General features: G+C 68.4%; 12 protein-coding genes. 7 read left to right on the top strand and 5 right to left on the bottom strand.

What is annotated here, in order from left to right; genetic code table 11:
• Positions 1-20: 20 nt before the first annotated feature.
• Both YM304_RS05685 and YM304_RS05680 read right to left on the bottom strand, forming a co-directional pair.
• Positions 21-1,112, bottom strand: a complete 1,092-nt coding sequence (locus tag YM304_RS05685; RefSeq protein ID WP_015440696.1) for a hypothetical protein — start codon at positions 1,110-1,112, stop codon at positions 21-23.
• Entirely contained in the window at positions 1,109-1,588 is a 480-nt protein-coding gene (locus YM304_RS05680; RefSeq protein ID WP_154723323.1) for an RNA polymerase sigma factor, read from the bottom strand. Before YM304_RS05680 ends, YM304_RS05685 begins: the two co-directional genes overlap by 4 nt.
• Before the next feature lie 80 nt (positions 1,589-1,668).
• On the opposite strand from YM304_RS05680, the gene YM304_RS05675 reads away from it, so the two are divergent.
• The 6 genes from YM304_RS05675 to YM304_RS05650 all read left to right on the top strand — a co-directional run bounded on the left by YM304_RS05675 (position 1,669) and on the right by YM304_RS05650 (position 6,517).
• Positions 1,669-2,181: a DinB family protein gene (locus tag YM304_RS05675; protein WP_015440694.1), complete on the top strand. Its 513-nt coding sequence runs from the start codon at positions 1,669-1,671 to the stop codon at positions 2,179-2,181.
• Between the two features lie 79 nt (positions 2,182-2,260).
• Positions 2,261-2,800: a TetR/AcrR family transcriptional regulator gene (locus tag YM304_RS22080; RefSeq protein ID WP_015440693.1), complete on the top strand. Its 540-nt coding sequence runs from the start codon at positions 2,261-2,263 to the stop codon at positions 2,798-2,800.
• Positions 2,800-3,552, top strand: a complete 753-nt coding sequence (locus YM304_RS05665; RefSeq protein ID WP_015440692.1) for a CPBP family glutamic-type intramembrane protease — start codon at positions 2,800-2,802, stop codon at positions 3,550-3,552. The genes YM304_RS22080 and YM304_RS05665 overlap by 1 nt, the downstream gene beginning before the upstream one ends.
• Before the next feature lie 67 nt (positions 3,553-3,619).
• Positions 3,620-4,519 (top strand): VanZ family protein, encoded by a 900-nt coding sequence (locus YM304_RS05660; RefSeq protein ID WP_015440691.1) that lies wholly within the window; start codon positions 3,620-3,622, stop codon positions 4,517-4,519.
• An 84-nt stretch (positions 4,520-4,603) separates the two neighbouring features.
• Entirely contained in the window at positions 4,604-5,833 is a 1,230-nt protein-coding gene (locus YM304_RS05655; protein WP_015440690.1) for an HNH endonuclease signature motif containing protein, read from the top strand.
• Positions 5,834-5,905: 72 nt separating this feature from the next.
• Positions 5,906-6,517, top strand: coding sequence for a hypothetical protein (locus YM304_RS05650; RefSeq protein ID WP_015440689.1), 612 nt, complete (start codon positions 5,906-5,908; stop codon positions 6,515-6,517).
• A gap of 21 nt (positions 6,518-6,538) precedes the next feature.
• On the opposite strand, the gene YM304_RS05645 is transcribed toward YM304_RS05650, so the two are convergent.
• From YM304_RS05645 to YM304_RS05635, 3 genes are read right to left on the bottom strand one after another with little or no spacing between them, the layout of a single operon-like run.
• Positions 6,539-8,629 carry a hypothetical protein gene (locus YM304_RS05645; RefSeq protein ID WP_015440688.1) on the bottom strand — a complete coding sequence of 697 codons (2,091 nt, stop codon included), beginning with the start codon at positions 8,627-8,629 and terminating at the stop codon, positions 6,539-6,541.
• On the bottom strand, positions 8,626-9,162 hold the full coding sequence (locus tag YM304_RS05640; RefSeq protein ID WP_015440687.1) for an RNA polymerase sigma factor: 537 nt from the start codon (positions 9,160-9,162) through the stop codon (positions 8,626-8,628). Before YM304_RS05640 ends, YM304_RS05645 begins: the two co-directional genes overlap by 4 nt.
• A gap of 55 nt (positions 9,163-9,217) precedes the next feature.
• Positions 9,218-11,137, bottom strand: a complete 1,920-nt coding sequence (locus tag YM304_RS05635) for an O-antigen ligase family protein (RefSeq protein ID WP_154723322.1) — start codon at positions 11,135-11,137, stop codon at positions 9,218-9,220.
• 99 nt (positions 11,138-11,236) lie between these two features.
• Between YM304_RS05635 and YM304_RS05630 the strand changes: the two genes are divergently transcribed.
• Positions 11,237-12,007: an enoyl-CoA hydratase gene (locus YM304_RS05630; RefSeq protein ID WP_015440685.1), complete on the top strand. Its 771-nt coding sequence runs from the start codon at positions 11,237-11,239 to the stop codon at positions 12,005-12,007.
• The last annotated feature ends 47 nt before the right edge of the window (positions 12,008-12,054 follow it).

Raw genomic sequence — 12,054 nt, 5'->3', positions numbered from 1 at the left:
GAGCCGTCGTAGCGCCACGTTCAGCTGCCGTAGTCGATGAAGGGCTCGTCCGCTTCGGGAGATTCGCTCGTCGGATCGAAGAACCTGATCTCGTTCGCCTGCATCCACTCGTCGACGGCCGAGGACGCGGCTGCCACGCACGCCGCCCAGACCGAGTCCGGGTCGAGGCCTGCGTCACCATCGCCGAGTCGCCCGACCGTCCCCGAGCCGAACGTGGCACCGGCGTCGGTGAGACACGACATGGCGGCGGCGTTCATCACCTCGACGACTTCGGTTGCCTGCTCCCGTTCGAGGTCGGCAGCGAGCGGCTGCGACTCGATGTACTGGTCCTGCGACGCAGCGACGATGCTCGGATCGACTCTCCCCACTTCGACACCGGCACTGTCGTAGGCCACTGCCACCGAGTCGAACCAGTCGACGTTCGGGAACGCGGCCACACCGGAGATCGGTGCCTGCCATCGAGCATCCGGTCCGTCGCCGTAGACGACGTAGTCCGCGTCGGTGGGCACGTTGCTCCACGTCCAGAGATCGAACTCGGCCGCTCGGTTGTCGATCGACGACGTCACGCTGAGGTCGGGGCCAGCGAATCCGACCGGCGAGCACCCTGCGCCACCACCCGACGACAGGCACCGCCACTCGACGAGCGATTGTTCTCCGACGTACCCGATGCTGCTGTACACGGTGAGCGGGGGGTGATCGACGACACCGATCTGACGCGTGAGCTCGGCCAGAGCGACGGCATCACCACCGACGCTCTCTACCGGCCCGAGATCTTCGAGCGGAAACTCCTCGCCGGGTGGCGCCCACACCGCGGGAAGCGACTCGACGACCGGTGCCGGTTCGTCGACAGGAGGATTCGGATCGTCTGCGGTCGCCGGAGCATCGACCGGCGCCGGATCACGGCCGGCGACCACCAGCACGCCGATCACCGACGCGGCAACGGCGGCGATACCCGTCGCGTAGAGCCAGATCGATCGCGAACGGTGACCGCCGTTGCCCGCGGAGCCAACCGATCGCGCCAGCGAGTACGACGGTGACCAGGGCGGCGCATCGGGCGCGCGCTCGGCTTCGGCATCGAGGGTGGACTTGACCAATTGTGCGAGGTCGCTCATGGTTCGATTTCCTTTCGGAGCTGTGCGTTGGCTCGCGAGAGCCAGGACTTGACCGTGCCGGGGCGAGCGCTCATCGCTTCCGCGATGTCGTCGACGGGGAGGTCGACCCAGTACCGGAGAACGACTGCGGTTCGCTGACGGATCGGCAGTCGGGAGATGGCGTCCATCATCCCGCCCGACGCGTGCTCGACCTGCGTCGACTCCCCCGCCGACACCAGTCGCAGGCGTCGCTCCTCCCGGCCCGTTCGACGCGACCGTTCGTAGACCGCATTGGTGAGCGTCGATCGGAGATAGGCCGACGGGTTCGTCAACGTGTCGAAGCGCTCGAACACTCGCGTGAAGGCATCGTGCGAGATGTCTTCGGCTGCGGCCGCCTCGCGGACCATCAGCCACGCGAACCGGATGGCCCACGTCTTGTGCTGTTCGTAGAACGCTTCGAACGTGGCCGGCGCGTCGGCCTGGGTTGCGTTCTGCATCGTCACACCATTCAAGATGCCGCCGGCCCGCCAAACGTTGCATCGGGTCGAAGAAACGCGGCGGCGGGTAGAAAGGCGACGTGATCGACCTCTCGCGAATCGCCACGACTCTGGAATCGCTGCCCGACGTGCTGCGCACGCTGCTGGCCCCGATCGACCCCGACGTGTTGCGTTCGCGGCCCGAGCCGGGCGAGTGGTCGGTCCACGAGATCATCGGCCACCTGATCGCCACCGACGCCGACGCGTTTCAGGGCCGCATCGACTCCATCATCGCCGGCGAACCCGAGATCGCCGGGTTCGACCCGTGGGCGGCGATCGATGCCCGAACGTTCGCCGACGAGTCGCTCGACACACTGCTCACCGAGCTGGCCGCCGGACGTGCCGGTTGCGTCGCGTTCCTGCGTGCGCTCGATCCCGACGCGCTGTCGTCGACCGCCACACACTCGGGCGACCGCGTCTTCACCGCGGGCGACTTCGTGCTCGAATGGCCGTTCCACGACCAGGAGCACCTCCAGCAGATCCTCGCCAATTTGCAGGTCCAGTACCTGCCGCACATGTCGGCGACGATGCGTACCGCCCTCACCACCGACTGAGCGACCAGCTCATCCCGGCGGTTCACCACTCGATTCGCCCGAGGTTGACCCTCTATAGAAAACGAGTATTCTTTTTGGTATGCCTCGCATGACACCCGAATCCCGTGCCGCTCGACGACACGAGATCCTCGATGCCGCTCACCGGTGCTTCGCGCGCAAGGGGTTCTCCGCCACGACCATCGCCGACCTCTGCGAGGAGTCGGGCATCAGTGCCGGCGGCATCTACACCCACTTCGAGAACAAACACGCCATCGCCGCGGCCATCGGCAACGACGCCACCGATGCGCCCGACGAACCGCTCGACCTGGCGGCGATGGGACGACGGTTGTGGCATGCCGACGGCGAGGAAGACGCCCGACTCGACCTGCAACTCTGGGCGGAGTCGCTGCACGATCCGGTGCTCCACGCGATGGTGTCGGAGGCCATGGACCGCTTCCGCAGCGCAGTGCTCGACAACCACGCCGGCACTGCGGCCGACGATGGCACGGCCGGCGTGATCGAAGCGCTCGTCCTCGGCGCCGAAGTGCAGCGAGCCCTGGGCCGAGCGATGGATCCGACGGCGATGGCCTCGGCGATCGAACGGTTGACCGCTCCCGACGACACGACTCCGACTCCGTGATGACGACGCCGATCCTCGTCTTCCTGATCCTCACGGTCGCCATGTCGGTCGTGGCGGGGCTCGCCGCGTTCGCCATCGGGGGTGCCGACACGTTCGAGACGCCTCGCGCGCTTCCCCTGCTCCTCGTGACCATCTGGTCGCCGAACATCGCGGCCGTGATCGTCACGCTCGGCGCCGGCGAGTCCGTCAGCGCGCTGCTCGACCCGCTCGCACGCAACGCTCCGCTCGCCGTGTGGGTGGCGGCGCTGTCTCCTCTCGTGGTGGCTGCCGTCGTCGGCTGGCGACGCGGCATGGGGCTGCCCTCACTCTCGCCGACGCTCGCCGTGACGCTCGTGGGGATGAACCTGATGATGGGCCCGCTCGGCGAGGAGATCGGATGGCGCGGGTTCATGCTGCCGCGCGTCGCCGACGCCGGCTTGGTCGTGGCCGCGGCGGCGGTCGGCGTCGTCTGGGCGCTGTGGCATCTTCCGCTCTGGTGGCTTCCCTCACCGCACCGCGAGATCCCGTACCCCCTGTTCTTCGTGACGGTCGTGTGCTTCTCGATGACGATGACGGCGCTGTGGGCTGCCGGCGACGGTGCGTTGGGGCCGATCGTGGTGTTCCACCTGTGCGCCAACGTCGGCGTCGGCTGGCTCGAGGTGAGCGAACGCACCGACGCTCCAACCGCCTACCGACGCGGCCTCCCCCTCCACGGAGCCATCGCTGTCGCGGCGACCACATGGCTCGCACTCGGCGCCACCGCCCCCGCCTGACGCGCAAGTCGATGACATCGCTCCGGGAGCGACGTCATCAACGTTGTCCGATCAGTACGATCCGCCGATGCACATCGTCGGCGCGGCCGGGGTGAATCGGGACGTCAGTTCCATCGCTGCGACCGAAGCCTGGCCAGCGTTGCTCGCGCTCGTCGCCGTGTCGGGTCTGGTGGCCTTCTTCGCCACCCGCCGCTGGCCTGGCCGATCTGCGTTCGAGTGGTTCGTCGCTTTTTCGACCGGTGCACTGATCGTGGCGGTCACCCTGTTGCGCGGCGAGGTGAGCCCGAGGTTCGATGTCGGTCGACTGGCCGACTGGTCGAGCGGAGGTGTGGCGAGCATCAGCCGCGATCCGCTGAGCAGCAGTCAGTTCGTGTTGAACGTCGCACTGTTCGTACCCGCCGGCGCAGCGTGGACCTGGATCACTCGACGACCTGGTCGCACCGTGGCAGCGCTCGTCGCGACGTCGTTCCTCATCGAGTGCGTCCAGGCGGTCACCGGGATCGGCGCGAACGACGCGGTCGACCTGGTCAGCAACATTCTCGGCGCGCTCATCGGAACCGGCGCAGCGTTCGCGATCTCCAGCCTGGTCAGCGGTGAGCGGAGGGAACTCTCGACCCGCGATCGACTCCGGCTGCTCGGTGGCCTCTCCGTCGCCGTCGTCGTGATCGGATTGCTCTGGTTCGGCGGCGCATCTCGCCGTCAGGCTCATGTACGTTCCGTCGTCGAAGAACGGTTCGCCGGCACCGACCTCGTCACGATCCAGACGATGATCGAGGCCGACTTCGAGTCGGTGTTCAGCGCCGTCGACGGTGCACGCGCCGACGGCTTCAGCAGCGAGAATCGAGTCGAGCTGCGCTTCCCGGCGACATTCTTCGGCCTGCACCGCTGCGTCTACGCCACCTGGACCGCCGGGTCGATGGACGTCAGAAACGCATCCGGCAACGAGTGCACTCGCCTCCTCGGCTGACGAAGTTGATGACATCGCTCCGGGAGCGATGTAACCAACTTCGAGCCCCCAACTCTGTGACACCCCTGTGCGCATGATGGAGGCATGGACACCGCAGCTGTGTGTGATCGAGTCGGGCGCATCGGTGCGACTCGGGCTGCGGTCAGCGCCGGAACGGCGGCGGTCGTCGATGTCGAAGGCGGGCTGCACGACATCCGCATGATCCGGTCGCACCTCGCTCGAGTCGAAGCGGAGTTCGTCACCGCACTCGCGCCGGCGGTGTCGTTTCCCGAGTCGACGATCGCCGACACCAGCCGGGGTTCGCTCGGTGACGCCACGAAGACCATCGACCGTGCCGGCACGCTGGCCGACGCTCCGGCGCTCGCCGACGCGCTCGACAACGCGGCCATCACCGCCGAGCACATCGACGCGCTCACCCGAGCGACCAAAGGTCTCGACGAACAGCAGCGAGTCGAGTTGATCGACATCGCCGATGCCCTCACCGATGTCGCCAGTCATGCCACGGTCGAGCAGTTCAACCGACGACTTCGCAACGAACGCCGACGGCTCCTCGCTGCCGAGGGTGTCGCCCGGCTCGAACAGCAACGGCGCAACACGTCGATGCGCACATGGGTCGACGACGACGGGATGTGGAACGTGCGCGGCCGCTACGACCCGGTCACCGGCGTCGAGCTCGCCGCTGCCCTCGACCAGGCGATCGAGACACTCTTCGCCGAGACCACTCCCGAGCACTGCCCCACCGACCCGATGCTCAAGCAGAGCTTCCTACGCGCTCATGCGTTCGCTCGCCTCGTCGAGGGCACCGCAGGCCGTCGCCGTTCTGGCCGTCCGGAGTTCGTGGTGGTCATCGATGCCGACGCTGATGTCGAGGGCGAGCCCACCGTCGATTGGTCGATCCCGGTCGAGATCCCACCGTCGGTACTGACCGAACTGCTCGACGACGGCGTCGAACCGATCGGCATCGTCGTGCGCAACGGCGTCGTGCTCCACGCCCCCGGCGTGCTCGACCTCGGTCGACAGTCCCGACTGGCGAACCGAGCACAGCGACGGGCGCTCAACGCGCTCTACGACTCCTGCGCCATCCCTGGCTGCTCCACTCGCTACGCGACCACCAAGTTGCACCACATCGTGTGGTGGCGCCACGGCGGCCGAACCGACCTCAGCAATCTTCTCCCGCTCTGTTCGCATCACCACGGCAAGGTGCACCACGACGATTGGCAGATCACGCTGGGGCCGAGCCGTGAACTGACGGTTCGCTTTCCCGACGGATCCGTGCAGACCACCGGGCCACCTCGCCGACGAGCCGCCGCCTGACGGAGCGATCCGTCGGGCAGCGGCCGCAACTCGTGAACCTCCGTCCCGACAGCGGCGTTACATTGGCCGTCGATGCTGGACCATGTGTTCACCGATGCCATCAGCGCATTGCGGGATGCGTTCGAAGCCGCCTTCCTCGAACGGCAGCCCTTCGAAGAGCACTTCCAATCCGACGTGTTGCTCGGCGACCTCACCTGGGAGACCAGCTATGGCCTGCCCGGCGAAGGCGAGCCGCCCCGCGTCGTGGCGCACATCACGTTCGACTGGCCGGCCTGGAGCCAGGCCGAGTATCGAAAGTGGTACGTCGAAGACGAACTCGACGTGCGCCCGGCCATCGAGATGGAGATCGTGCTGCGGGTGCAGCAGCTCGCCGAGCCGGTCGACCCGGCTCGGGTGTTCGCAGCGATGCCCGAGTACAGCCCCGACATCGGCGACGACCGTCTCGACCGAGCCGGGTTGACCACCGAGGTCTCTCATCCCGACACCGACGTCGACCCGCTCGATCTCCAGACCGAGTACGCCGCCGAGATCACCTACGAAGGGCTCTACGAACTCGCCGAGGAGACCGTCGCCGACGGACGCAGCACGCTGCTCGACGAACACTTCGGCGCCCTCGGCGGCTGGATCGCCGCCACGCTCGTCAAGCTCGGCGACCTCAACCTCACGTATCTCCCCGCCGACTAGCTGTGACGACCGGGGAGGTCGTCAGGTCAGCGGCGTACCGACGAGGACGAGTTGTTTGCGGGTGTCGTCGGGGTGCCGCTCGTTCAACGTCACCGCCACCACCACCGTCGTGCCGTCGGTGGAGATGCGCGACACGCCGCTGATGTCGGCGTCGGCCAGACCGAGGAGTTCGGCGATCGGCTCGGAGCTGAACGTACGGCCATCGGCGGTCGTGAGCAGCTGATACGCCGAGCTGACCCGCGAGTCGGGGAACTCCACGACCCCGTCGAGTCGCTGGTACAGCTCCTCACCGGAGAAGGTCGCCATCTCGTCACCGTTCTCGTCGAGCACGGTCACCGAGCCGTCGTAGTCATTGGTGATCAGCCGTGGCAGGCCGATCTGGTCGCCCGTCGCCTCGTCGAAGTACTGGATGCGAGACGTCGCCCGTTCCTTGCGAGCGGTCACCCCGTCGACGGTGAACTCGACGCCACCGAGTTCGGCGATGACGTCCGGGTACTGCTGCACCGCCGTCACCAGCCGTCCGCCGGCGTCGACGAGCGGCTGCAACGGGTTGACGATCACCTCGTCGTTCGGCAGCAGCGGCCGCACATCGACCAGGGTCGTGACCCCAGCTGCGTCGACCGTGGCGAACGTGGCGTCGTTCCAGTCGTACCGGAACCCGGCCGTCACGTCGCCGAGGGTGACGGTCGGGCCGGCCCAGTTGGCGTTGGGGATCGCCACCGTGCTCCACGTCGTGCCGTCGTACTCGTACACCTCGAGTGACGCCGGCATCTCCTCGCCGACGTATCGGTCGAAGGCACCCACGTCGACGAACCGGGCCGACTGATGGTCGAAGGGTTGCAGCCTGACACCGGGCGCCGGCAGTTCGTTCTCGACGACGTTCAGATCGGCGTCGATCGTGAAGATCCGTGTCACTCGTGTGTCGATCGCGTCGAGCGTCTCCGTCGGCACTCCGAGCTCCTCGTACGTGTACTCCGTCGACGGACACTCGCTCGGGTCACCCGACGGAACCGCCGTGCCGGCGCCTGGGCTCACCGCCCCGTCGACGACCGTCGTCACCGGGACGGCGTCGACGGTCACCGGGACGGCGTCGACGGTCACCGGCGGAGCGTCGACGATCGTCGAGGTCGGCACCGCGCCGGGGATCGTGGTCTGCGTGAACTGCGGATCGACGCACGCGGCGTCGTGCACGCTGATGCCGCCGTCGATCAACGTCCAGAAACGAGACGCTTCGGTGTCCATGCCGTTGGCACGCATCGCCGCGTCGACGTCGACATCGACCCGGGGTGTCACCGACACCATCAGCCGGTCACCGAGCGCAACGCGCCCGATGTCGAGGCCGGTCCACGCCATCGGCAACGAGTCGTACTCGTTCGTGTCGATCGGCAGCTCGGCCATCGTCCAGGCGTCATCAGCCGGCGCGTCGCTCGAACTGACGCCGACGAGGAGTGGGTTCTCGGTGTTCTCGGCGACGCCCGGCGCAGTGCCCACGGCGAAGACCGTCCCGTCGACGAACTGAGGTTGCCAGAAGTTCTGTTGGAACGGGGACGTCAGATCGGTCTGGTCCCACTCGATGCCGTCGTCGGACTCCCACACGACGAGTTCGATGTTGTCGTAGTCGTTCGAACGGCCGGGAGCCGTCGAGAGCGCGAGCGCCGGGAACGTGCCGCCCGTCCCGTCGGCGAACGTCCCGCTGATCGCCCGGTCCTTGTCGGGCTCGACGACCTTCCAGACGAATGCCGGATCGCCGAGTTGCGCGTCGACGTAGGCGAGACCGTCGGGTGGCACGACCGTGGTCGTCGGCGCGAGCGGAGCGGCGGAGGGTGTCGACGTCGACGCTGCCGCCGTCGAGTCGTCGGTGTCGACCGTCGGCGTGTCGAAGGTCTGGATGGTCGACGGCTCCGGCTCGGAGAGCACGCGGACACCGGCGACGACGCCGACCACCGAGGCAGCGGCGAGACCGCCGGCAACGGCGCGACGACGACGGACGGTGCGCTCGTGGGCTCGCCGCTTGGCAGCGACGACCGACGAGGCGGGCACCGTCGTGGTCTCGGCCACACGGCGCAGGTGCCGTTCGAGACGGCGTTCGGTGGGGTTGGTTCGATCGTTCATGAGTCCTCCGGACGGAGATGGTCGAGGCGACGCTCGAGTTTCGACAGTGCGCGGCTCAGACGGCTCTTGACCGTGCCGGGCCGAATGGACAGTGCGTCGGCGGTCTGTTGCTCCGACCAACCGAGCAGGAATCGGCACACGACCACCGCTCGGTGATCGTGCGAGAGGGTGGAGAGGGCAGCGGCGATCGCCGGATCGGCGACCGACGCGTCGGCGGCCGGAGCCGTCGTCTGGTGTGGTGGCTGTTGCCGTCGACGCAACATCGAGCGAACGCCGTTGCGGGCGTGGTTGAGCCCGACTCGATAGACCCAGCCGGCCGGGTTGTCGAGTCGGCCGACGTGATTCCACCGTTGATAGGCCCGTGCGAGCGCTTCGTCGGTGGCGTCGGCGGCCGCTTCGGCAGACCCGAGCGTGGCGCTGAGTGCTCGAACGAGACCTGGCCGAGCCTCGGCGTAGAACCGGTCGAAGTCGAGCACCACAGCGACGGTCACGATCGGGAGTTCGCCGCTGATCGGCGTTTCGGTGACAGACACACCACGTACACACCCAGCACGCCCGTTCCGTTCCGACTTTTTCGCGGTCCGCTCATCACGATTCGAACTGGGGCAGCAGGCGGGTCGCCTCGGGGTCGCCGAGTTCGCGGGCCCGAACGAGTGAGTCTTCGGCGGCGTCGACGTCGCCGCGTTCTGCCGCCGCGAGTCCGGCGCCTCGATGGCAACGGGCGCACGACGGCGCGTCGGCGACGAGGTCGGCCCACGCCCGTCGGGCCGCCGACCGGTCGGAGTCGGTGCCGGTCACCGCGGCACGCAGGGCGAGCACTCGCGCCTGCTCGATGCGCACCGCCGGATCGCGTGGCGAGATCTCGACCGCCCGCTCGATCGCCGCGAGTGCGTCGTCGACCCCGGCGAGCGAACCGCGCGCTGCCGAGACCTGGGCGGCGAGCAGGCGATGCCGAACGTCGACGGGTGCCAGGTCGGCGGCCCGAGCGGCGAGATCGTGGGCAGCCTCGGGGTCTGTCGCCGTCACCGCCTGCTGGGCGAGTCGATCGGCCGCCACCTCCCGAACGCCGACGACGGCAGCGGCGAGCGCACCCAGCCCGAACACGACGGCGATCACGATGCTCGGCACGCGCTGGCGACGGGGCATCGGCTCGGGAACGAGCGGCGATCCGTCATCCACCACGACCGTCACCTCCACTTCCACCTCCGCGGTCTCGGCCCGCACCGCACGGGCCCGCACCGCGCCGACACCGACCAGCAGCCAGAACACGGGGTCGATCTCGGCGATGGGGAACACGAACTGCTGACCGATGGCGAACGCGAGCAGGCCCGCGCCGAGACCGACGTCGCTCGCTCCCCCACGACCGATCAACCGCACGGCCGTGACCCCGACGGCGAGCATCAGCGCGGCGTAGAGCAGCGCTGCGACGAGCCCCGATGCCACCGCCACGTCGAGCACGCCGCTGTGCGCACGGTCGACCATCACCCGTTCACCGAACCGGCGGACGTAGTCGTCGTCGACCAATTCGAACGCGGCGATCCGGTAGCCCTCGGGTCCCGCGCCGAGCAGCGGTCGCTCGGCGATCGCACGCAGCGCCAAACCCCACTCGTCGAAGCGTGTGCCGAACCCGGCCGACCGTTCGAACACGCCCCGCCCGACCGCCACAGCGACTCCCCCGGCGACACCGACCACCGCGGCGACGATGCCGACCACCCGCCAACCGGCGAAGCGCCGAACACCGGCAGCGATCGTGCCGCGCCGGACCACCGCCACCACGACGGCGGTCGCGAGCAACCCGACGAACGCGGCTCGGCTCCCCGAACCGACGGTGGCGAACACCAGACCGACACCGACGGCGGAGGCGACTCCCCGTCGTGTCGGCGACAGCTCGCGATCGGCCGCCAGACCGATCGCCACCGGGACGAGCACGCAGCACGCCGCGCCGAGATACGCGGGTGAGCCGTACGTGCCGCCGAGACGGTCGGACGAGACGTCGATGTCGATGGGCCGCCCGAACACCAACTCCCACATCGCGTACGCGGCGAGCACCGCCCCGGCGAGCACCACACCCCACTGGACCTGTCGAGCGTCGCCTCGGTGTCGAGCGACCGCCGACCCGACGCACAATGCGACGGCGAACAGCCACCATGCGGCGACGCCGAGGTGCCGAATCGGCGTGCCGATCCACGCGGTTCGACCGTCGAGCGCAGCGAACCCCGACACCGTCGTCACGCTCACGAGCACCAGCAGCGCACCGTGCATCCGACCGAACCCAGCACACGACGCACGCGCTCCCCCCGACCAGGCGACTGCGCTGGCGACGCCGAGCACGGCGACCACGACGAGCCACCACTTCGCGACCGAGAACGGGTACCAACCATCCGGATCGAGCCCGACGATCGACGCCCCAGCGATCGCGCCACCGGCAACCATCGGCAACCACGATCCGCCGGCAACGTCGACCGACCGAGCGGCGGGGCCCGTGGTCACGGCGACGTCATCGATCACCGCTCCAGCATGGTCGGTCACCTCCGACGTTTGGCTTCATCCGGCTCGCGGTCGAGGCGCAGTGCGAGCGCGCCCGACCGACTCGGCCAGACTGGGCCGATGGCTGAAGACGTGGTCCTGCTCGACGTGTCCGACCGAATCGCGACCATCACGATCAATCGACCCGAGGCGCGCAACGCCCTGTCGAGCGAGGTGCTCCGACTGATCCCCGAGCACATGAACGCCGCCGAGCGAAACGACGACGTCGACGTCATCATCCTCACCGGCGCCGATCCGGCGTTCACCGCGGGCCTCGATCTGAAAGAACTGGGCTCGACCGGCGGCAACCTCGGCGCCGGCAACGACGGGGGCGACGGCTCGCGCGGCCCGTTCCCGAAACTCACCAAGCCGCTGATCGGTGCGATCAACGGTGTCGCCATCACCGGTGGGTTCGAACTCGCACTCAACTGTGACTTCCTGATCGCCAGCGAACGCGCTAAGTTCGGCGACACCCACTCGCGTGTGGGGGTCATGCCCGGTTGGGGGCTCACCGTGCTGCTGCCCGAGGCGATCGGCATCCGTCGCGCCCGAGAGATGAGCTTCACCGGCAACTTCATGGACGCCGACGAAGCCCTGCGATTCGGCCTCGTCAACCACGTCGTGGCCCACGACGACCTGATCCCGTTCACCCGCCAGATCGCCGCCGACATCATCGGCAACGAGCAAGATGGCGTGCGCCAGATCCGCGAGACCTACGCCTCGATCGCCAAGAACGACGACGGTTGGGAAACCGAGGCTCGTGACGGCCGCGCCTGGAGCCGAGCACAGTTCGACCCGGCGAAGGTCGCCGCCCGACGCGAAGCGATCAGAGCACGCGGCAAGTCACAGTGACCAGCTGAGCGCGAACGCGTCGAAGTTCAGCGCAGAGAAGAACGGCG

The organism is Ilumatobacter coccineus YM16-304, assembly GCF_000348785.1.
Classification (GTDB): Bacteria; Actinomycetota; Acidimicrobiia; order Acidimicrobiales; family Ilumatobacteraceae; genus Ilumatobacter_A; species Ilumatobacter_A coccineus.
This window is presented reverse-complemented; position numbering and strand designations above follow the sequence as displayed.

What these genes read in the sequence shown, in the direction of transcription:
- YM304_RS05685 (WP_015440696.1), bottom strand. Translation starts at nt 1,112, where the DNA reads ATGAGCGACCTCGCACAATTGGTCAAGTCCACCCTCGATGCCGAAGCC.
- YM304_RS05680 (WP_154723323.1), bottom strand. Translation starts at nt 1,588, where the DNA reads ATGCAGAACGCAACCCAGGCCGACGCGCCGGCCACGTTCGAAGCGTTC.
- YM304_RS22080 (WP_015440693.1), top strand. Translation starts at nt 2,261, where the DNA reads ATGCCTCGCATGACACCCGAATCCCGTGCCGCTCGACGACACGAGATC.
- YM304_RS05665 (WP_015440692.1), top strand. Translation starts at nt 2,800, where the DNA reads ATGACGACGCCGATCCTCGTCTTCCTGATCCTCACGGTCGCCATGTCG.
- YM304_RS05660 (WP_015440691.1), top strand. Translation starts at nt 3,620, where the DNA reads ATGCACATCGTCGGCGCGGCCGGGGTGAATCGGGACGTCAGTTCCATC.
- YM304_RS05655 (WP_015440690.1), top strand. Translation starts at nt 4,604, where the DNA reads ATGGACACCGCAGCTGTGTGTGATCGAGTCGGGCGCATCGGTGCGACT.
- YM304_RS05650 (WP_015440689.1), top strand. Translation starts at nt 5,906, where the DNA reads ATGCTGGACCATGTGTTCACCGATGCCATCAGCGCATTGCGGGATGCG.
- YM304_RS05645 (WP_015440688.1), bottom strand. Translation starts at nt 8,629, where the DNA reads ATGAACGATCGAACCAACCCCACCGAACGCCGTCTCGAACGGCACCTG.
- YM304_RS05630 (WP_015440685.1), top strand. Translation starts at nt 11,237, where the DNA reads ATGGCTGAAGACGTGGTCCTGCTCGACGTGTCCGACCGAATCGCGACC.